Source organism: Pseudobacillus sp. FSL P4-0506 (assembly GCF_038003025.1).
Lineage (GTDB): Bacteria > Bacillota > Bacilli > Bacillales > Domibacillaceae > Pseudobacillus.
Map to the genome: position 1 here is coordinate 2,029,406 of NZ_JBBOOI010000001.1, position 21,004 is coordinate 2,050,409.

Sequence of the window (21,004 nt, forward strand, 5' to 3'; positions counted from 1 at the left end):
GAGATGGATGTTTTTTAATGGCTTCTCATTGATGGAAATGGCTGGTTTAGATAAAATAATGATAAAGAAAGAGTTAGAATTTTTAAGAAATAACATTTAGAGCGAGGCGAAGGAGAGGAGATTGCATGGAAATTCAAGAAATGAAAGCCCAGCGTTTTCCAAAAGTGACGATGGAGGAGTGGGAAAAAGCAGCAGAGGCTTCCTTGAAAGGAAAGCCATTTACAGCTCTTCATGCGGCCACTTATGAGCAAATTTTATTAAAGCCTTTATACGGAGCAGAGACTGCCACTTTAGATGTCGAGCAGTACCCAGGCTTTCCGTCGTATACGAGAGGATTTTATAAAGGCGGTTATGCAGAGGTCCCTTGGAAAAACGCCCATGTTATTAAAGCAGATAATGGCGCCATTTTAAAGGAGAAGCTTATGGCTGCACTTAAGGAAGGCCAAGATGCTATAGCGTTTGCAGCAGAAGATATACCTGCCATGACGTTCACTGAATTTTCAGCCCTCCCTTTAGAGAAATATCCATTGTACATAAACACCAAAGACCACTTTCTTGCTATCGCTTCCTTCTTATTAAAGTTAAAGCCTGATAAGCTAACTGGCATAGCTGGAACAGATAGTATTTCTCTGTATGCACAAAAAGGACTTGTTCCGGATGAACGACTGCTCGCTCTACAAGCAGAAGCCATAACAGAATTAAAGAAAGCGTTTCCTAAATTAAGAACAATCCATATTGACATCACTCCTTATCATGAAGCGGGGGCAAATGCTTTTCAGGAAATTTCTCTTGCTCTTGCTGAAGCGGTATTTTACATTGAATGGCTGAAAAAAGAAGGCTGGTCTCCGGCCGAAGTAATTGAGAGCATGTCTCTTCATTTCGCAATTGGTTCACAATTTTTTATGGAAACAGCCAAGCTGCGGGCTTTTCGTCAATGCTGGACCGCCCTTTGCCAGGCGTACGGCATAACGGAAGACAGAATAAAAATCCCAATCGGGGCAGAAACATCGGCTTTCACCTTATCCAAACTGGACAGTCACGTCAATATTCTGCGCACGGGAAGTGAAGCGTTTTCAGCTGTACTCGGAGGAGTGGAATATTTACAGGTTAGATCCTTTGATGAACTCAGAGGTATGCCATCTGCTCTTGGGGAGCGCATAGCGAAGAATATTCCACTCATATTAAAAAATGAGTCTCACCTTGAAAAGGTAATTGATCCTGCAGGAGGCTCTTATTATATAGAGGTGCTGACAGCAGAGCTCAGCCGATTAGCGTGGGAAAATTTTGTAACTATTGAAGAGGCAGGTGGGATTATTGCCGGGTTGAAAGCCGGTACTATCCAAAAAGAGCTCGCTGCTATTTTTAAGAAGCGAAGTGCAGACCTTGCTACACGGACAAAATCAATGATTGGAACGAACATTTATGCAGATCTCCATGAACAAAAAATCATAGAAAAGCCAAAGTTAGCTGTGCTTTTAGCTGAAAATACAGTATCTTCCTTCCAGGATATAAGAAGCCAAATAGATGAAGAGACAACGCTTGCTGAATTGCATGTAAAAGACAGTGGTGATGAAGTTATTCCAGTTAAGAGTCAAAGGCTCGCCGAACCATTTGAGAGATTAAGAGAGAGAGCAGAACGAATAGGAGCACAGGCGGGGCTTATTTGCTTAGGGAAGCTGAAGGATTTTAAACAGCGGGCTGATTTCGTAACGGGCATACTAGCTGCGGGCGGCATTGCTGTCCAGCGAAGCATAGAGTGCGAGACACTTGAAGAAGCTGTACAGTTCGTTAAGGAAAGCGGTTTATCTTATTACTGCATTTGCGGTAAAGATGAGTCCTATACCGCGTTTGGCCCACGGCTTGTGGCCGCAGTAAAACAGATAAATTCTTCAGTCGGAGTTGAAGTGGCGGGCAAGCTTCCTGAAGAGACTAAAGCGGAATGGCAGAAGGCCGGCTTGGACGGACAAATTTACAGCGGCCAGAATCTAATCGAAAAAGTAACAGAACTGCTCGATCATTTGGAAGGAGTGACGGCATATGAGTAAACCTGATTTTCAGCGATTCACCCCAACGAGCACGAAAGAATCCCTTTCTTTTCAAGAGTGGAAGGCCGCTTTTGAGCAGGAAGTAAAGCAGTCCCTTGATGAATGGGTATTTGAAACGAATGAACAAATCCATCTCCATCCGCTTTATACAAAAGAGGCGCTTGAAAAGATGGAACATTTACAGGATTTTCCCGGCGTCGCTCCCTATACACGCGGCCCCTACCCGACGATGTATGTAAATCGGCCGTGGACAATCCGCCAGTATGCCGGCTTTTCCACTGCGGAAGAAAGCAATGCTTTTTACCGCCGCAATTTGGCCATGGGACAAAAAGGGCTGTCCGTTGCTTTTGATTTGCCGACTCACAGAGGGTATGATTCTAACCATCCAAGGGTCGTCGGAGATGTAGGAAAAGCGGGGGTCGCCATTGATTCTGTGGAGGATATGAAAGTTTTATTCGACGGTATTCCGCTCGATCAAATGTCGGTATCTATGACGATGAATGGAGCGGTTCTGCCGATTATGGCTTTTTATATTGTCGCTGCCGAAGAACAAGGTGTAGCTTGTGAAAAACTTTCCGGTACCATTCAAAATGATATTTTAAAAGAGTATATGGTAAGAAACACGTATATCTATCCGCCGGAAGTTTCCATGCGTATTATCGCGGATATTTTTAAGTACACATCGGAGAATATGCCCAAATTCAACAGCATTAGTATTTCTGGCTATCATATGCAAGAAGCCGGAGCGCCGGCTGATATTGAACTTGCCTATACGCTTGCAGATGGGTTGCAGTATGTGCGGACAGGATTGCAGGCGGGCATTGAGATTGACTCTTTTGCTCCGCGGTTATCATTTTTCTGGGCAATCGGCATGAATTATTTTATGGAAGTGGCTAAAATGCGGGCTGCCCGCCGGATGTGGGCCCAGTTAATGAAGCCGTTTGCACCAAAAAATACGAAGTCGCTGGCTTTGCGCACCCATTCACAAACTTCAGGCTGGAGCCTCACAGAGCAAGACCCATTTAACAATGTGACGCGAACGCTTATTGAGGCTCATGCAGCTGCCATGGGACACACTCAGTCACTGCATACAAATGCATTGGATGAAGCGATTGCTTTGCCGACTGACTTCTCGGCCCGAATTGCCCGTAATACTCAGCTGTATTTACAAGAAGAGACCGGCATTACGAATGTCATTGATCCATGGGCAGGCTCTTATTATGTAGAGACACTCACTCATGAATTGATGGAAAGGGCATGGCAGCACATAGAGGAAGTAGAAGAGCTTGGCGGAATGACAAAGGCGATTGAAACAGGGCTCCCTAAGATGCGAATCGAAGAAGCGGCTGCAAGACGCCAGGCGCAAATTGACTCGGGCAAAGAAGTGATTATTGGAGTCAACCGACACAGACTGGCCGAGGAAGAGCCAATTGATATTCTTGATATCGACAATACAGCGGTACGGCTGAAGCAAATTGAACGTTTAGAGCAAGTGAAGTCGACCCGCAATGAAGAGAAAGTAAAGGAAACACTAAGGGCGCTCACCCGGGCTGCAGAAACGGGAGAAGGGAATTTGCTTGCGCTAGCTGTCGAGGCAGCGAGAGTACGGGCGACACTAGGAGAAATCTCTGACGCCATTGAACAGGTAAGCGGAAGGCATCAGGCTATTATCCGATCAGTAAGCGGTGTATACAGCTCTCACTTTTCCGATGAAGAACAGATTGCTGAAGTAAAGCGGCTGACTGATGAATTTAATGAACAGGAAGGACGCCGACCGCGCTTGCTGATCGCTAAAATGGGGCAGGATGGCCATGACCGGGGGGCAAAGGTCGTCGCTACTGCTTATGCTGATTTGGGATTTGATGTTGATATCGGACCATTGTTCCAAACGCCGGAGGAAACGGCTTTGCAGGCGGTAGAAAACGATGTGCACGCCATCGGTGTCAGCTCATTGGCTGCGGGGCATAAAACCTTGCTTCCAGCTTTAATTGGCGAATTGAAAAAATTGGGCAGAGAGGACATTATTGTTTTTATCGGCGGTGTTATTCCCGCCCAAGATTATGAGTTTCTCCGGGCCAGCGGAGCAGCTGGTATTTTCGGACCCGGAACGGTTATTCCAGTCTCTGCCCAAAAAATTCTCGAGGAGATTTATCGCAGGCTCGGTTACGAGGAAGTGGAAGAATAATGTTGAGAGAAGAGCACTTACCGGACAACGAGTCGGCCCTTCACGTAAGAAAAGGTGTGACCTCTTCCCATGACGGTTTCGCTTCTCCTCAAAAGAAACGATTTCGAAAAAAAGCAGAGCAATTGCCAGATGTACAGGAGCTGGCCGCCAAAGTGATTGCAGGGGAAAGAAAAGACCTCGCCAAAGCCATTACTTTTATCGAAAGCAATTCGAATAGCCATTATGCATATGGACAGGAGCTGTTACAGCAGCTTCTTCCTCATACGGGAAGATCCATTCGCATTGGTATTACCGGCGTGCCTGGAGCTGGAAAAAGCACATTCATCGAAGCATTTGGTCATATGCTTTGTGAGAGAGGATATAGAACAGCTGTGCTGGCAATTGATCCCAGTTCCTCTATCTCGGGAGGAAGCATTCTTGGAGACAAGACGCGGATGGAGTCGCTGGCTAGGCATCCAAATGCATTTATCCGCCCATCTCCTTCCGGCGGTACGCTTGGAGGGGTGCACCGGAAAACGAGGGAAACCATGCTTCTTTGTGAAGCAGCCGGCTTTGAGGTTATTTTGATTGAAACGGTCGGTGTCGGCCAAAGTGAATTTATCGTCCGCAGCATGGTTGATTTTTTCCTGCTTATTGTCTTGACAGGCGCAGGGGATGAGCTGCAAGGAATGAAAAAAGGGATCATGGAGTTAGCGGATGCTATTGTCGTTAACAAGGCAGACGGTCATAATAAACAGCTCGCTGAAAAAACAAAACGAGAATTTAATCAGATTCTTCATATGCTTCAGCCGGCAACAAAAGGGTGGGCATCACAAGCATTCACCTGCTCTTCGATTGAACGAAAGGGCATCCCTGAATTATGGGACGTGATCCAGGAATTTGAGAAAAAAATGAAAGCAGCCGGCACGTTCGATGAACGACGCCAGCTGCAAACGAAAGAATGGTTACATGCTCTTATTGTAGAACAGCTGAAAGCGACTTTTTATCAGCATCCATATGTTATTGGCAATTTGGCGGAAATGGAAGGTAAAACAATGACAGGCGAAATAACGCCAGCTCAAGCAGTCACCGACTTGTTTTCCAACGTTTACCGGCAGGAGGAGTAGACAAAACAAAAAATGGCTGATGCTCAGAGAGCATCAGCCTTAAATCAGGGAGTTTAGGGGTACGGATCTAGTTGCCTTATTTATCTTCCCCTGTTCGGCGTTTTTAAACCATATTTATAAAAAAAATACTAGATTATTTGAAAACATTGCGCCGTTGTCTTATCATAAGGGTACACGAAAGTGGATAAAGGAGTGGTATGAGATGAGTATAGATTTTAATTTTTTAATGAATGATGTGGTTCGTCAAGCGCGTGAGGAAATCACAGCTGCTGGATATACACAGCTTCAAACACCGGAAGAAGTAGAAGAAGCACTTGCTAAAAAGGGAACAACGCTTGTAATGATTAATTCCGTTTGCGGCTGTGCCGGCGGTATTGCCCGTCCAGCTGCTGCTCACTCGATTCATAGCGATAAGCGCCCGGATCACCTTGTGACAGTCTTTGCCGGACAGGATAAAGAGGCCACAGCCAAAGCACGTAGCTACTTTGTCGGTTACCCGCCGTCCTCTCCATCTTTTGCTCTTTTGAAAGACGGGAAATTATGCACAATGGTGGAACGCCATGAAATTGAAGGACATGACCCAATGTCTGTTGTCCAAAAGCTTCAAGAGGCTTTTGACAAATATTGCGAAGAAGTGTAAATATATATATTGAAACCTTGTCATCGTTATGGCAAGGTTTTCTTTCACTACAAACTGATTCTTCAGCACAGGAGACTATTATGTTTAAAATAGGGTATCGGACGGCAAAAACAGCTGTCGGCACAACCGCAGCTATCATGATTTCCCAATGGGTGGGACTTGAAAACTTTGTGTCAGCGGGAATTATTACGATCTTATGTATTCAAAATACAAAAAAGAAATCACTGCAGGCTGCGCAGAGCCGTTTTTTTGCGTGCGCAGTGGCTATGCTTTTTTCTTCCGTTTTTTTTGAGGGAATTGGCTATTATGCGCCTGTAATGGGGCTTTTGCTCTTATTTTTCATTCCAACGCTTGTGGCCCTTAAAATCAAAGAAGGGATTGTTACAAGCTGTGTCATCATCTTGCATATTTTTTCTGCCGGGCAAGTAACGAAACAGCTTATTTTTAACGAGTTTTGTATTATTTCAATCGGAATTGGCGTTGCTTTGCTTATGAATCTTTATATGCCAAGCGTAGAGAGAAAACTGTATAGCCTTCAGGAGGAAATTGAACGGAATTTTACATCTATTTTTCACGAAATAGCTTTGTATCTGCGCAATAAAGATCATATGTGGGATGGAAACGAAATTGTGAAAACAGAGAAGCTGATCAAAGAAGGAAAAATGCTCGCTTTTAAAAATGTAGAGAACCATTTGTTAAGGGATGATACCATCTTTTACAGCTATTTTGTTATGAGAGAGAAGCAGTTTAACATCATTGAGCGGGTTTTAGGCATTGTGACCTCAATTTCTCATCAAGTGAAGGCGGCACTTGTGCTTGCTGACTTTATGGATGCTTTAAGTACCCGCGTTCATCCTGGCAACACCGCATTGCTTCACTTAAAAAAATTATACGATTTAAAAGCTGAAATTGATCAAATGGATTTGCCGGACACACGGGAGGAATTTGAGGCAAGGGCGGCATTGTTTCAGTTCATTAAAGAGATGGAAGAGTATTTGCTGATCAAGAGCTCCTTTAAAGGGTTGAAAAAAGAAACAGCCGCTGAGCAAAAAAGAAAGCCGGCCCCTCAGATAGAGTAGGCCGGCTTCTTGTCTATGTTATAAGAACATAGATAATCCGAAAAACAGGGTAGAAACGAGCATGGCTAGCAGCATAATATAAACGACTACTTTTTGAACGATTTTATTTCTCATGAAAGCTTGTACGCTCCTTTTAGTATTCCGAACAGGACTCTTATTTGTTTCTATCATAGCGGTTTTTTCGTAAAATCTCAAGTTAGATTAACGGGATAAAAGCATTAAAAAAGAAGGGATTTTTGGATTCTTATCGAAGACTACACATGTTTCAGTTCTTTTCAAAAAGGGGGGCCATTACGATGAATCGAGTGGATCATATCGGTATTGCAGTTAGCTCGCTGGAAGAGACGTTGCGTTTTTATACCGAGCAGCTTGGACTTACCTTAATTAAAACAGAGGAAGTACTTTCGGAGCAAGTAAGAGTCGCTTTTATAGATGCCGGAAATGTGAAGTTTGAATTGCTTGAACCGATGAGCAGTGAAAGTGCTGTGGCGAAATTTATTGAAAAGCGGGGCCAAGGCATCCATCATGTGGCCTTTAAAGTGGAGAATATTGAAAAGCGCATTCAGGAGATAAAAGAAAACGGCATTCATATGATCAATGAAACACCAAAGCCAGGGGCTGGCGGAGCGGAAGTGGCCTTCATGCATCCTAAATCGGCACATGGTGTGTTGTTTGAGCTTTGCGACAAGAGCAAGACGGAAGGAGAAAGAAAATTATTATGACAACGCCAGATATTTTCACGAGCATTAATGAGCTGTATGACAGACGCCGGGAGGTAGAGCTGGGCGGCGGTGATGAACGAATTGAAAAGCAGCACGAAAAAGGCAAGCTGACAGCTCGCGAGCGGATTGATTTGCTTGTTGATCCTGACTCATTCGTTGAGATTAATCCGTTTATTGAGCATCGCAGTACATATTTTGGATTAGAAGGCGTGAAAGGGCCGGGCGACGGAGTAGTGACGGGCTATGGGAAAGTAAATGGCCGCCCTGTTTATTTATTCTCCCAGGATTTCACCGTTTTTGGCGGTGCGCTTGGAGAAATGCACGCTAAAAAGATAGCCAATGTGATGGACTTGGCAGCGAAAAACGGAGCCCCTTTTATCGGATTGAATGACTCGGGAGGAGCGCGTATTCAAGAAGGCGTCGTTTCACTGGACGGTTACGGACATATCTTCTATCGGAACGCAATCTACTCTGGCGTCATTCCGCAAATTTCTGTCATTATGGGGCCATGCGCAGGAGGAGCTGTGTATTCACCAGCTATTACCGACTTTGTTTTCATGGTTGACGAAACGAGCCAGATGTTTATTACCGGGCCTAAGGTTATTGAAACCGTCACGGGAGAAAAAATTTCTTCCGAAGATCTTGGCGGCTCAAAGGTACATAATGCGATCAGTGGAAACGCCCATTTCCGCGGCAGTTCTGAGGAAGAAGTATTAGAGATGGTTCGCAACTTGTTGACTTATTTGCCGCAAAATAACGAAGAAAAACCCCCGATGGCTGAATCCTGCCTGGAGGATGATTACCGTGAAGATATAACAGATATCGTGCCTTTTGATGGGCTTCGTCCTTACGATGTTAGAAAGGTCATTGAACAGGTAGTAGACGAAAGCTCATTCATGGAAGTGCAAAAAGAGTTTGCAAAAAACATTGTCGTTGGTTTTGCCCGCATCAAAGGAGAAACGGTTGGCCTCGTCTGTAATCAGCCAAAATTTATGGCTGGAGGGCTGGATATTGATTCATCCGACAAAGCGGCACGGTTTATCCGTTTTTGTGATTCCTTTAATATTCCGCTCATTACGTTTGAAGATGTATCCGGCTTTTTCCCGGGGGTAAAACAGGAACACGGCGGCATTATTCGCCATGGGGCAAAGATTTTATATGCGTATTCAGAAGCAACTGTGCCAAAAATCACGGTAATTTTACGCAAAGCCTATGGTGGGGCATACGTTGCTCTTAATAGTAAGTCTATAGGTGCGGATCTTGTGTTCTCTTGGCCTAATGCAGAAATCGCCGTCATGGGGCCACAGGGGGCAGCAAATATCATCTTTGCAAAAGAGATTGCAAACAGTGAAAATCCGGAAGAAACACGAGCGAAAAAAATTGAAGAATACCGGGAAAAATTTGCTAATCCATACGTCGCTGCTTCACACGGAATGGTTGATGATGTGATTGATCCACGTGAAACAAGAATAAAGCTAATTCAAGCGCTTGAAATGATGAGAACGAAAAAAGAGGAGCGTCCGAAGAAAAAGCACGGCAACATTCCGCTTTAACATTTTTCCCCGTCCGGAAACTTTATGTACCGGGCGGGGATTTTTCTATGTGAAAGGTTTGGAATTGTCCAGTGGAAGGAGTATACTGAAAATGGAAAGAAGCAGGGAGGTACATAAGATGATTAATAAAGAACGGTTAGTGAATGAATTTCTTGAACTAGTTCAAATTGATTCAGAAACGAAAAATGAAGCCGCCATTTCTAAAGTGCTGACAAGCAAGTTTGAAGCACTCGGTGTACATGTGTATGAAGATGATTCCGCTGCTAAAACTGGGCATGGGGCCGGCAATTTAATTTGCACGCTTGAAGCTACGAAGGACGGAATAGACCCAATTTATTTTACATCCCACATGGATACGGTCGTTCCGGGAGTCGGCGTAAAGCCACGCATTGAAAATGGATATGTCGTGACAGATGGAACAACCATTCTTGGCGCAGACGATAAAGCAGGACTTGCTGCAATGCTTGAAATGATTAAAGTGTTAAAAGAACAAAATTACAGACACGGCATGATCCAATTTATTATTACAGCAGGAGAAGAGTCTGGCCTTGTTGGGGCAAAAGCGATGGATTCTTCTCTTGTGAAAGCGAAATTTGGCTATGCATTGGATAGTGACGGCACAGTAGGCAACATTATTGTAGCCGCTCCGACACAGGCGAAAATCAAGGCAGAGATTTTTGGGAAAACAGCTCATGCTGGCGTTGCACCTGAGAAAGGGGTATCTGCCATTACGATTGCCGCAAAAGCGATTGCAAAAATGCCGCTCGGCCGGATTGATAAGGAAACGACTGCTAATATTGGCCGCTTTGAAGGAGGTCAAGCAACGAATATTGTTTGTGACTATGCTTCTATTTTAGCAGAAGCACGCTCACTTGTTCCGGAGAAGATGGAGGCACAAGTAAGCAAAATGAAGGAAGCGTTTGAACAAACAGCGGGAGAAATGAACGGTCGGGCAGACGTGCATGTAGAAGTTATGTATCCGGGATTTAAGTTTGGCGATGGAGACCATGTTGTTGAAGTGGCTAAGAAAGCGGCTGAGCGTATCGGCCGTCCAAGTAAATTGTTAACGAGCGGCGGAGGCAGTGATGCCAACGTGATTGCGGGCTTTGGTATTCCGACAGTAAACCTGGCTGTCGGCTATGAGGAAATTCATACGAAAAATGAAAGAATGCCTATTGAAGAACTTGTCAAGCTCGCTGAAATGGCAACAGCAATCGTAGCAATTACTGCTGAGGAAGAATAAAAGATTGCAGAGCAGCCGGCCTTCTCTTTCAGAAGGCCGGTTTAAAAATATAAACATGCAACTCTTAAAAAGCACTAGTTAACGGAAAGTACGTGAAGACGATTGTAACGCGCGCAGGCAGCAGGAATAGCGAACAATAAAGAAATCTGATAATGATTTTTATACTGGTCTTTTTGCCTATTCCCTTCTCCTTATGGTACATTAGAAGAAAAAGCCAGAGGAGGCGTTTTCGTGCAATTAATAAATAAAGCGGTTATTTTCGAGAGCGGTCAGGAAGAATATGCGGTTCCGGTACAGTCAGTAGTTTCTATAGAAAAAGTAGAATTCATTAATCCTATTCCTCATATGCCTTTTTATATGAGAGGGATCACTAAAGCGAGGGAAGAGTTAATCCCGGTCATTGACTTTGAATCGGTCCTTTACGATCGACCTCTCGCTGAATCAGAGGACGCACGGCTGCTCGTCGTTCAAACAGAGGCTTTGTCTGTGGGCTTTCTAGTAAAAGAAGCAAAAGAAATTATTGATGTTCCCGCAGAGTCTTTAAAGCAGCTGGGAATCGCTTCTTATGAAAAGACGAAATATTTCACAGGAATCGCAGCTTTTTCGGAGCGCATGGTAACAATTGTTGATCCGGACATATTAGTTTCTTCGCTCGAAGGGATTAAGGAGATACAAGAGTACATGAAAAATCATAAAGTACCGTCTGCCTGAGCCATAAAAAAGCACAGAACCTATTTATAGTTCTGTGCTTTTTTACTTAATTAGCTTGTTGAACTTCTAAAATAGCATCCTTTAAAATATCGACAAGTTCATTTATTTCTTTCTCGTTAATGACGAGCGGCGGAGCGAAGACGATTGTATCTGATTCTCCAAAAGTGACTGTGCGTAAGATGAGTCCACGCTTTCTTGCTTCTGTAATAATTTGCGGAGCAAGTTTTTTCGGGAAGCGTTCGTTTGTTTGTTGGTCTTTGACGATTTCCAGGGCGCCAATCAAACCGAGGAAACGAACTTCTCCAACGATGTCTGTTTCTATTTGGAGCCTTTTTAATTTTTCGTGAAGCAGCGCTCCCATTTCTTTTGAGTTTTGCACGAGGTTTTCTCTTTCAAGAATGTCAATGTTTTTCAAACCGACCGCGCACGCTGTTGGATGACCGCTATACGTAAAGCCATGCAGGAGAGTGCCTTCGGATAGGTTAATAAAGTCTTGATGAATATGGTCACGAACAACGACAGCACCGAGTGGAATGTAGCCGCTGGAAATCCCTTTGGCAAGCAGCATAACATCCGGTACAATGTCCCAATGCTCGCAGGCAAACATTTTTCCTGTTCGGCCGAATCCAGTAATAACTTCATCGGCAATGAGTAAAATATTATATTCGTCACAAATTTTGCGAATCTCTTGGAAATAACCGTCCGGTGGAATATTTACTCCTCCCGCTCCTTGAACAGGCTCTGCAATAAACGCAGCAATTGTGTCGGCTCCCTCTGCTTCAATTGTCTTTCTCAGCGCTTCCGGTGAAAAAGATTCAGTGTGAACGAATCCCGCAGCAAGAGAAGTAGTCATGTGGTGAAAGTCTTGGATGCCAGTAGCGCTTGTAGAACCGACTGCCACTCCGTGATAAGCACGTTGACGGGAAATGATTTTTGTTTTGTTGGGCTGACCTTTTATTTTCCAATAATGGCGAACGAGCTTGTATGATGTATCATTCGATTCAGACCCTCCGGAAGTGAAAAAGACAGCATTTAAATCTCCTGGCGCCATTTCTGCTACCTTAGTTGCCAGGCGGATAGCCGGTTCATTACTGAAAGTAGCAAAACTTGAAGCGAAGGGAAGAGTTTCTAATTGCTCTTTCGCCACTTCAGCAAGCTCTGTCCGCCCATAACCAACATTGACATTCCAAAGGGATGCCATGCCTTCCAGGTACTTTTTTCCGTTAATATCCGTTAAATAAACGCCTTTTCCTTCTTTAAAAATAATAGCTGGCCCATTTTCCTGCTGCTCTTTAATCGAAGAAGTAGGATGGATAAAGTGTTTCTTATCAAGTGATGCTAATTCATTCGTTAATGTTTCATGTACTGCCATTTTTGTTCACCCCATTATTTGATAGTTCTGATTTTACTGGAGAACAGTTGGTTAATCAGAAGGGAAAAACCATGATCCATTTTTGGTAGTATGGCCCAAAAGTGAGCAGGGACGTATGAGACCCTGACTATGATTGGTTATTTGTAAACAGTCACCTATCCAAGAATGACTAACCAGTGCTCAATGTTGACTTGTTGTTTTTAGTACAATAAAAGCCAGCAGTATTCAACCTGATGAATAGGCAGGCTGGTACAGACTGGCTATTTGACTGCTGAAACAATTCTGGAAGGAAAAGTGAGCAGACTAAACAGTTCTTATTCATATAAATTGGATAGGTTTTTCAGGTTTACAAAAATAGTGAAAAGAGGAAGCTCATTTAATCACAGTTTATAATATTAAAAAAAGTTTGTAAACGGTTTTTCCTTCTTATTTAGTTGCCGCGAATATTCTAACGAAGAGGAGGACTAGCACTTTTAGGAGAATGCATGTTCTTTTATCTTTTTCGTTGTATAATAAGAGGGAATATTTATTTAAAATCACAGCGGGAAGTGGAGAGATTGGAAGAGTTTTATCCGAAAAATGGTCGTGTAATCTTTCATATTGATATGAATAGTTTCTATGCTTCGGTAGAAATCGCCGATGATCCCTCTCTGCGAGGCAAGCCGCTGGCGATTGCCGGAAACCCAAAAGAGCGGAAGGGCATTATTGTCACCTGCAGCTATGAAGCGAGACAATACGGGGTAAAAACAACGATGACTGTTCGGGAGGCAAAGCGGTTATGTCCAAATTTAATTATCCTCCCCCCGAATTTTGAAAGGTATCGGGAGGCGTCTCGGGAAATTTTCCGTGTTTTTTCCCGATACACCCCACTCGTAGAACCTGTATCTATTGATGAAGGATATTTAGATATAACCAATAGCTATTCACTTGGGAGTCCGCTTGATATTGCTCAGGAAATTCAGCAGCAAATTCTTGAGCATTTACTATTACCATGCAGTATCGGCATTGCTCCGAATAAGTTTTTGGCTAAAATGGCTTCAAACATGAAGAAGCCGCTTGGCATTACTGTATTAAGAAAAAGAGAGGTGCCATCAATTTTATGGCCTCTTCCTGTCATAGAAATGCATGGGGTCGGGCAAAAAACAGCAGATAAGCTAGCTGCTGACGGAATTTTAACGATTGGAGATCTAGCTAAGGGGAACGACCAGTTGTTGAAGAGCCAACTTGGCATTAGAGGAATCCGTTTAAGAGAGCGGGCCAATGGGATCGATAGACGCAAAGTGGATCCCGATGCTGCCAATGACTTTAAAAGCGTCGGGCAATCAATTACACTGCCAAAAGATGAGACAAAACAGCAGGAGCTTCTCAATGTGCTCCACCAGCTCTCTGAAAGAGTAGCTGTCCGCCTGCAAAGAAAGGAAGTGCTAGGGGGGGCAATTAGTGTAATGATTCGCTATAAAGACTGGAAGACTATCACCCGAAGTAAAAAGCTACCTAGACCGACGGAGAGCCCGGAGGATATTTTACGGGAAGCCAAACATTTATTTTTAAAGCATTGGAACGGAAACGGCGTCCGCCTGCTCGGTATCACACTGTCCGATTTGGTGGAGAAAAGACAGGCAGATATACAGCTTGATTTATTTTCATATGAGCAGGCGGCTAAAGAAGAGTTATTAGCAGAGACAATGGAAATGCTAGGAAATAAATATGGAGAAGGAATTATCCAGCGGGCAAGCAAAAAGAGGCCGGATGGCAGCAAAGCCGTATCCGGCCTTAAGCAGAAAGATAGTAAGTTAGAGGGCGAGTGAAAGGGATAGGCAGCTATTGCTTAGGAGTGTTCACCCTCAATGGCGAAAAACTGTTTAATTTGCCGTTTAAGTGTAATAGAGGGGCTGTTCCTTCCGATTTTTTTTTCATCCTTTAGCCAAATGCTGTCTTTGTCAACTGCGCAAGCATGAGCAATAATAAGGCCGATGTTTGTTTCCAGTTCGTCACTTTCTACTACTATATAGGGAATCTTGTATTGAATAGCCAATTGAATGTAAGGGATTAAGTACATGTAATCAAGATCGCTGTTTAAGCGCATTTCTCCTTCACGAATAATCGAGACCCATTTCTCTACTTCTTCTCGTCCCTGCTTTTTATAGATTTGTTTGGCTGTGAGTGCACCCTCAATCCGCTCTCTTTCTGTTCCCAGGTATTCTTTTGCTCCATCAGACAAGGTAGTAGCGGATGTTTTGAAAGCTGATTTTAATCTTTTCAAAAGCCCAACCTCCCTCTGTGTAGACAGCATTTTACTTTGTATACCCTTAACTGTTGCAGATTAACGTATTTTTTTTGTCTTATTGTTAAATTTTTTTAAGGAAGTGGACAGGATGGACATTTTATTTTTAGGAACTGGGGCAGGCATGCCAGGAAAATTGAGAAATGTAAGTTCGCTGGCATTAAGAATGTTGAACGAAAGGGGAACCGTCTGGTTATTTGACTGTGGGGAAGCGACGCAGCACCAGATCTTACATACCTCTCTTAAGCCAAGACGAATTGAAAAAATATTTATTACCCATTTGCATGGGGATCATATCTTCGGTTTGCCGGGCCTGCTTGGTAGTCGCTCTTTTCAGGGGGGCGAGCTGCCGCTAACGGTTTATGGACCGAAAGGAATCAAAGAGTTTATTCAGGTCTCTATCGGCATAAGCGGGACAAGACTGCAATATGAGTTAGACATAATAGAAATAGATGAAGGGCTTGTATTTGAAGACGATCAACTAACAGTAACAGCTCGCCGGCTTGATCATGGAATCGAGTCGTATGGATATCGTCTTCAAGAAAAGGATAAGCCGGGAGTACTGCTCGTTGACGAGTTAAAAAAAGATGGGGTACCTCCGGGACCTTTATATAAGGAAATTAAATTGGGGCATGCGGTTAGGTTAGAGGATGGCCGGCTCATTGACCCGAGTAAATATACCGGACCGCAGCAAAAAGGAAAAATTATTGCGATTCTTGGCGACTCAAGACCCTGCGCGGCGGCTGTTGCTCTGGCCCACGAAGCGGATGTACTGATTCACGAAGCCACTTTTTCAGCAGAAAATCCGCAGATGGCTCATGACTACTTTCATTCAACAACAGTTCAGGCTGCGGAAATGGCCAAACAGGCTGGAGTCAAAGCGCTCGTTTTAAATCATATTAGTTCAAGATATACAAAAGAAGAAGCAACGAACCTAAAAAGAGAAGCGGAAGAAATTTTTGCGCCGGTCACGTTGGCGCATGATTTCATGGAGTTTTTAATTTAAAATAAAATCAGAAAGTAGAAAGTCTATTTTCATTAAGTAAGCTTACTTAATGAAAATAGACTTTTTTGTTACCAGCCCCGTTCGTATGGCACGGGAGCTTCAATTTCTGTTTTTAGTTCTATTGCGGCCCGCCGAGGCCAGTATGGATCACGCAGCAGCTCGCGTCCGAGAAAAACTAAGTCTGCCCGTTCGTTGCGCAAAATTTCTTCCGCCTGGGTAGGAGAAGTGATCATGCCAACAGCACCGACAGGGATGTCAGCTCCGTGTTTGATAGTTTCAGCGAATTTCACCTGGTAACCAGGAAAGACGCTGATCTTGGCAGGTACTACAGCTCCTGAGCTTACATCTATTAAATCAATATCCAGGTCTTTTAGCTGTTTGGCGATTTCGCTGTAATCCTCAGCATCCAGGCCATTTTCATGATAGTCATGGGCTGACACGCGGACAAACAGCGGACCGCTCCAAACGTCCCGGACTGCTATAATCACTTCTTTTAGAAAACGGAATCGATTTTCCGGGCTTCCACCGTACTCATCTTCCCGATGGTTCGTTAACGGGGAAAGAAATTCATTGATCAAATATCCGTGGGCCCCGTGAAGTTCAATTACATCAAAGCCGGCTTCTTTTGCTCGTCTAGCTCCATCTGCAAATGCTTGGATGGTTCGTTTAATGTCACTTTCCGTCATTTCTTTCGGTGTTTTCATTGTTTCATCAAATGACAGGGCAGTAGGGGCAAGAATCTCGCCTCTCACTTCTGATTTACGTCCGGCATGAGCGAGTTGAATACCAATTTTCGCCCCATGAGCCTGCACAAGTGGAGCGAGTCTCTTGAACCCTGGTACATGATCATCGCTCCATATACCAAGATCATGCTCGGTAATCCGGCCTTCAGGCGTGACGGCGGTTGCTTCCACCATAATCAAGCCAACCTGGCCGACAGCCCGGGCTGGATAGTGAACGAGATGCCAATCATTGACTTTGCCGTCCTCTTCAGCGGAGTACATGCACATAGGTGACATAACGATCCGGTTCTTTAAAGTAACATCTTTGATAGTGTAAGGTTCAAATAATTTCCTTGCCATTGGAATCCTCCTTCGGTCTGTGCCACATTCCATTATAGCAAGGCTTTTTGAACAGTGAAAATGATCAGCTTATTGTTTGATAGGATTCTGATAAGGCAGACCAAGACGTTTCGACTGGGCAGTAGCTTCAATGATACAGTTCACAAAAGCCTCTTTTACTTTTTTGTCTTCTAGAATTCGGATGCCGGCTTCTGTTGTGCCTCCCGGACTTGTTACCCCTTTGCGGAGCTGTTCGGCTTTCCCTTCTGAAGCGGAAAGCATCTCAGCTGCGCCAAGCAGCGTTTGAATAATGAGCGGCTTTGCAGTTTCTTTTTCAAGACCAATGGCTTCCGCTGCTTGTTCCATTGCTTCGGCTACATAGTAAATATAAGCGGGTCCGCTTCCCGAAAGGCCGGTAACCGCATCCAGCTGTTCTTCCTTTACTATTTTCGTGAGACCAATAGAAGAGAAAAGGGCAAGGGCCGCTGTTTTTTGCTGCTCTGTTACATGCTCATTAATCGCAATCGCCGTCGCGGATTTTCCAACTGCAGCAGATGTGTTTGGCATGGCGCGGACGACTGCACAAGGGCGTCCTGTCTCCTGTTCGATAAAATGAGTGGTGACACCTGCCATCAATGTAATGATTAACGAGGAAGGGGATAGGTAAGCTTTAATCTTTTTTAAAGCATCTCTTGCATCTTTTGGTTTCATAGCTAGCACAACAATGCCGCTGTCCGAAAGCATGGATTCTATCTCATAGCTGGTATGAATGCCGTAGCGGCCTTCCAGTTCCTGAAGCCTGTCTATATCCGCTCTGTTTGTCGCATAAATATCGCCAGCAGCCAAAGCACCGCTTGATAAGGCACCCGAAATCATTGCTTCTGCCATGGAGCCGGCACCGATAAATGTCGTTTTCATCTGAACATCCTCCTTTAATAAAAGTGAGTCGATCAATAAACAATAAAAAACACCCTTTCGTCCTCTAATAAAGGACGAAAGGGTGTTTGCTTCCGTGGTACCACCTTTGTTTGCAGAAACGAATTTCCGCACACTCTGGCCCGATAACGCCGGGTTTGCGTTTAGGTTTTCCTAAAGGCTCAAAAGGCAGGTTCAATAAAAAAGCGGGTGATGGAGCTTCTCAGCCGGCGGGCCCCATTCTCTGACACCATTTTTTATTTACTAATCCTTTTTCATCGCTCGTTTATTTTTAGAATGTTCTTTTAACTTATTATAGTTTGAGTTATATGTGATTATGCAAAAAACACTCTTATCTGTCAAGGGATAATGAAAAAATAAGTCAAATTTTCCAGTGGTATTGTGTGAAAATAATGACAAATTACTATTGAAACGCTAAAATGGATAAAAAGATTATTTTTTTGAAATAAAGATATGTTTATTATGATGCAGGTAGGTGTTTCTTTTATGAATGTAGAAAGCTTTGGCGATATTATAAAAATCACATTGCCGACACCTTTTCCAGTCGGTGATGTAAATGTTTTTCTAATAAAAGGAGATCGTTTAACGCTGGTGGATGCGGGTGTAAAAACTGCGGCTTCCTTTGAAGCGTTCACCTCGGGCTTATCAGAGGTGGGGTATACAGTTGAGGACGTTGAACAAGTGATTTTGACTCATCATCATCCCGATCATATTGGGTTGCTTGACTTTCTTCCTGAAGGAATTGATATTATCGGGCATCCATACTGTAAAAAGTGGCTCGCGAAAGATGACGAGTTTTTACAGGAGAATTTTCTGTTTTTCCGGGAGCTTTTTTTACAATCCGGTTTGCCTCCTGAAGCAGAAGCTGTGTTTGGCAAAATACAATCACCGCTAAAATTCAGCAGCGAAAACAGTGCCCTGACGATCGCTGTGCAGGAAGGAGATCAGCTTCCGGGATTGCCGGATTGGCGTATTTTCGAAACGCCTGGCCATGCCCAAAGCCATCTCGCTTTCTTTCGGGAAAAAGATGGTGCTTTGGTGGCGGGCGATCATATTTTGGCGACCATCTCTTCCAATCCGTTGTTGGAGCCGCCGCTGATTCCAGGAACAGAACGACCAAAGCCACAGCTTCAATACAATCATTCACTAAAAAAAATGATGGGTTTTCCAGTTGATATCGTCTACACAGGGCACGGGAAAGAAGTGAGAAATATCGTTCCGCTTATCACTCGTCGTTTGGAGCGTCAGCATGAGCGGGCGATGTCCGTAAAAGAGATGCTGCAAGAAAGGCCGCTTACTGCATTCGAAGTATGCATGCGTCTTTTCCCGGCTGTATACAAAAAAGAGACGGCTTTAACGATGTCAGAAACGGTGGGCCAGCTCGATTATCTTCTCGATATTGGTGAAGCGGGCGCAGAGCAGAATGACCAGGGTGTTCTGTTTTATTTTCCTTTGTGAGGAGGGGAAGAACAATGAGTCGCTTGCAAGGAAAGACAGTCGTCATTACGGGGGCATCGAGCGGCCTGGGGATGGAAATCGCTAAGCAGACAGCAGCAGAAGGAGCGCGGCTTATTTTGCTGGCTCGCCGCCAGGAGCGTCTGGAAGAGGTGAAGGAAACGCTGAGCCGTACTTTTTCTGCTGATGTTCGTATTTACTCCGTAGACATTAGCAAAAAAGCCGAGGTTGAGAAGGTCTTTTCCCAAATGCTTGAAGAGGTGTCTGCTATCGATATTCTCATTAATAATGCAGGCTTTGGCATATTTAGCGAAGCACATGAAGCCAGATGGGAGGAAACGGAAGCGATGTTTAAGGTGAATGTCCTTGGCTTGATTGCCTGTACGCAAATGGTCATTCCACATATGAAAGCTAGGAAAAGCGGCCATATTATCAACATTGCTTCACAGGCAGGGAAGATGGCTACACCTAAATCGAGCATCTATGCAGCAACAAAGCATGCCGTTCTCGGTTATACAAACAGTCTCCGTATGGAAATGGCGCGCGATGGAGTTCATGTGACTGCAGTGAATCCGGGACCAATCGCTACAGAGTTTTTTACGACAGCTGATCCCTCCGGTTCCTATGCGAAAAATGTAGCGCGTTGGATGCTGAAGCCGGAGAAAGTGGCCCGTGAAGTGGTAAAAGCAATGAACACAAATAAAAGAGAAATTAATCTGCCGAGGTGGATGAACACCGGCAGTGTAATTTATACCTTGTTTCCTCGGATTGTAGAAAGACTTGGCCGCAAAGCGTTTTTTAAAAAATAGGTGCTGTTAAAAATGAGGGGTTGTTCTTCAAGCATTGATTGAAGCAGAAAGCGGTCGCCCGCAGCAAAGTCAACCATCAAGTACAACAGAGACGAAACATAGAGCAATAACGCGTTTGTATGTGCTCGCTTATAGGTTCATAAGGTGGCACAAGTGAAAGTTGATAGGATGATCTTAGGCGCCAGGTGTTGAAAAAACATCTGGCACCTTTATGTATTTGTGATAAATGCGTACACTTCATCCTCAATAATCTCGTGCCATTCCCCCTCCTCAGCATAGCGACGATTTTGAATGCGTTCCATCAGCAGGCTATAAACGTTTTCTGCTTCATTTTCTTCCAATATAAGATAGTACTGGGATAGGCTTTGTCTAATCATTTTTTTCATAAATGCTTTTTCCAAAGAAATTCACTCCTCTATTAGTGGGGAAAAAAGAGCCGCCAACAATGGCGGCTCACAGGCTCTAATAAACACCCGACTTTCGCTGCTTGCTCTGCTTATGACTGGTAGGTTACTCTTTGCCTTGTCAGGATCGAGTAAGTGTTGTTAATCATAATAAGAAGAGAAAAATTTACTTTTCTTTTTCTTCTAATACTTGTTCCGCACGGACACAGGATTCAAACTGTCCCCGGTGGGAAGCATCACAAAAAGGCATTTTCTGTGATTGACCACAGCGACAGAGTGAAAATACCGGCTTTGTTTTAAATACATTTCCATCCATATCAATTAGTTCTACATCCCCGGACACTTTAAAGGAACCATTGTCCATTACTTTAATCTGAGCTTTTGACATTTCAT

General features: G+C 44.0%; 20 protein-coding genes and 1 other annotated feature. Of the genes, 13 read left to right on the plus strand and 7 right to left on the minus strand.

Annotated features, from left to right (window positions below):
* The first annotated feature begins 125 nt into the window (after nucleotides 1-125).
* The 5 genes from MKZ02_RS10005 (at nucleotide 126) to MKZ02_RS10025 (ending at nucleotide 7,055) form a co-directional block, all read left to right on the plus strand.
* Entirely contained in the window at nucleotides 126-2,045 is a 1,920-nt protein-coding gene (locus tag MKZ02_RS10005; protein ID WP_340853392.1) for a methylmalonyl-CoA mutase family protein, read from the plus strand.
* A complete protein-coding gene (scpA, locus tag MKZ02_RS10010; protein WP_340853393.1) occupies nucleotides 2,038-4,230 on the plus strand; it encodes a methylmalonyl-CoA mutase in 2,193 nt (730 codons plus the stop codon). Before MKZ02_RS10005 ends, scpA begins: the two co-directional genes overlap by 8 nt.
* Nucleotides 4,230-5,336, plus strand: a complete 1,107-nt coding sequence (meaB, locus tag MKZ02_RS10015; RefSeq protein ID WP_340853394.1) for a methylmalonyl Co-A mutase-associated GTPase MeaB — start codon at nucleotides 4,230-4,232, stop codon at nucleotides 5,334-5,336. Before scpA ends, meaB begins: the two co-directional genes overlap by 1 nt.
* A 202-nt stretch (nucleotides 5,337-5,538) precedes the next feature.
* Nucleotides 5,539-5,976: a BrxA/BrxB family bacilliredoxin gene (locus MKZ02_RS10020; RefSeq protein ID WP_120032802.1), complete on the plus strand. Its 438-nt coding sequence runs from the start codon at nucleotides 5,539-5,541 to the stop codon at nucleotides 5,974-5,976.
* Between the two features lie 80 nt (nucleotides 5,977-6,056).
* Nucleotides 6,057-7,055, plus strand: coding sequence for an aromatic acid exporter family protein (locus MKZ02_RS10025; RefSeq protein WP_120032799.1), 999 nt, complete (start codon nucleotides 6,057-6,059; stop codon nucleotides 7,053-7,055).
* A gap of 18 nt (nucleotides 7,056-7,073) precedes the next feature.
* Here MKZ02_RS10025 and prli42 read toward each other — a convergent pair whose 3' ends face one another.
* On the minus strand, nucleotides 7,074-7,169 hold the full coding sequence (prli42, locus tag MKZ02_RS10030; protein WP_182916976.1) for a stressosome-associated protein Prli42: 96 nt from the start codon (nucleotides 7,167-7,169) through the stop codon (nucleotides 7,074-7,076).
* A gap of 182 nt (nucleotides 7,170-7,351) precedes the next feature.
* Between prli42 and mce the strand changes: the two genes are divergently transcribed.
* The 4 genes from mce to MKZ02_RS10050 all read left to right on the plus strand — a co-directional run bounded on the left by mce (nucleotide 7,352) and on the right by MKZ02_RS10050 (nucleotide 11,284).
* Nucleotides 7,352-7,777, plus strand: a complete 426-nt coding sequence (mce, locus tag MKZ02_RS10035; protein WP_340853395.1) for a methylmalonyl-CoA epimerase — start codon at nucleotides 7,352-7,354, stop codon at nucleotides 7,775-7,777.
* Nucleotides 7,774-9,330, plus strand: a complete 1,557-nt coding sequence (locus MKZ02_RS10040; protein WP_340853397.1) for an acyl-CoA carboxylase subunit beta — start codon at nucleotides 7,774-7,776, stop codon at nucleotides 9,328-9,330. The genes mce and MKZ02_RS10040 overlap by 4 nt, the downstream gene beginning before the upstream one ends.
* 118 nt (nucleotides 9,331-9,448) lie before the next feature.
* Nucleotides 9,449-10,573 (plus strand): M20/M25/M40 family metallo-hydrolase, encoded by a 1,125-nt coding sequence (locus tag MKZ02_RS10045; protein ID WP_340853399.1) that lies wholly within the window; start codon nucleotides 9,449-9,451, stop codon nucleotides 10,571-10,573.
* 231 nt (nucleotides 10,574-10,804) lie between these two features.
* Nucleotides 10,805-11,284, plus strand: a complete 480-nt coding sequence (locus MKZ02_RS10050) for a chemotaxis protein CheW (RefSeq protein ID WP_120032787.1) — start codon at nucleotides 10,805-10,807, stop codon at nucleotides 11,282-11,284.
* Between the two features lie 46 nt (nucleotides 11,285-11,330).
* Here the strand turns inward: MKZ02_RS10050 and MKZ02_RS10055 are convergent, their stop codons facing one another.
* The gene (locus MKZ02_RS10055; RefSeq protein ID WP_340853402.1) at nucleotides 11,331-12,656 is read right to left on the minus strand and encodes an aminotransferase family protein; all 1,326 of its coding nucleotides are present in this window, start codon (nucleotides 12,654-12,656) and stop codon (nucleotides 11,331-11,333) included.
* A gap of 557 nt (nucleotides 12,657-13,213) precedes the next feature.
* Between MKZ02_RS10055 and MKZ02_RS10060 the strand changes: the two genes are divergently transcribed.
* Nucleotides 13,214-14,464 (plus strand): DNA polymerase IV, encoded by a 1,251-nt coding sequence (locus MKZ02_RS10060; protein ID WP_340853403.1) that lies wholly within the window; start codon nucleotides 13,214-13,216, stop codon nucleotides 14,462-14,464.
* A gap of 20 nt (nucleotides 14,465-14,484) precedes the next feature.
* Here MKZ02_RS10060 and MKZ02_RS10065 read toward each other — a convergent pair whose 3' ends face one another.
* Nucleotides 14,485-14,919 (minus strand): DUF1694 domain-containing protein, encoded by a 435-nt coding sequence (locus MKZ02_RS10065; protein WP_340853404.1) that lies wholly within the window; start codon nucleotides 14,917-14,919, stop codon nucleotides 14,485-14,487.
* A gap of 112 nt (nucleotides 14,920-15,031) precedes the next feature.
* On the opposite strand from MKZ02_RS10065, the gene rnz reads away from it, so the two are divergent.
* Nucleotides 15,032-15,946 (plus strand): ribonuclease Z, encoded by a 915-nt coding sequence (gene rnz / locus MKZ02_RS10070; RefSeq protein WP_340853406.1) that lies wholly within the window; start codon nucleotides 15,032-15,034, stop codon nucleotides 15,944-15,946.
* 68 nt (nucleotides 15,947-16,014) lie between these two features.
* On the opposite strand, the gene namA is transcribed toward rnz, so the two are convergent.
* A complete protein-coding gene (gene namA / locus MKZ02_RS10075; protein WP_340853408.1) occupies nucleotides 16,015-17,028 on the minus strand; it encodes an NADPH dehydrogenase NamA in 1,014 nt (337 codons plus the stop codon).
* A gap of 69 nt (nucleotides 17,029-17,097) precedes the next feature.
* Nucleotides 17,098-17,925 carry a pyrroline-5-carboxylate reductase gene (gene proC, locus MKZ02_RS10080; RefSeq protein ID WP_120032773.1) on the minus strand — a complete coding sequence of 276 codons (828 nt, stop codon included), beginning with the start codon at nucleotides 17,923-17,925 and terminating at the stop codon, nucleotides 17,098-17,100.
* A gap of 67 nt (nucleotides 17,926-17,992) precedes the next feature.
* Nucleotides 17,993-18,210, minus strand: a binding site (T-box leader).
* A 219-nt stretch (nucleotides 18,211-18,429) separates the two neighbouring features.
* Between proC and MKZ02_RS10085 the strand changes: the two genes are divergently transcribed.
* Nucleotides 18,430-19,401, plus strand: coding sequence for an MBL fold metallo-hydrolase (locus tag MKZ02_RS10085; protein ID WP_340853410.1), 972 nt, complete (start codon nucleotides 18,430-18,432; stop codon nucleotides 19,399-19,401).
* Nucleotides 19,402-19,415: 14 nt separating this feature from the next.
* The gene (locus MKZ02_RS10090) at nucleotides 19,416-20,207 is read left to right on the plus strand and encodes an SDR family NAD(P)-dependent oxidoreductase (protein WP_120032767.1); all 792 of its coding nucleotides are present in this window, start codon (nucleotides 19,416-19,418) and stop codon (nucleotides 20,205-20,207) included.
* 209 nt (nucleotides 20,208-20,416) lie between these two features.
* Here MKZ02_RS10090 and MKZ02_RS10095 read toward each other — a convergent pair whose 3' ends face one another.
* Nucleotides 20,417-20,608, minus strand: a complete 192-nt coding sequence (locus MKZ02_RS10095) for a YqzH family protein (RefSeq protein WP_120032764.1) — start codon at nucleotides 20,606-20,608, stop codon at nucleotides 20,417-20,419.
* 169 nt (nucleotides 20,609-20,777) lie between these two features.
* Nucleotides 20,778-20,999: a CDGSH iron-sulfur domain-containing protein gene (locus MKZ02_RS10100; RefSeq protein WP_340853413.1), complete on the minus strand. Its 222-nt coding sequence runs from the start codon at nucleotides 20,997-20,999 to the stop codon at nucleotides 20,778-20,780.
* Nucleotides 21,000-21,004: the final 5 nt, after the last annotated feature.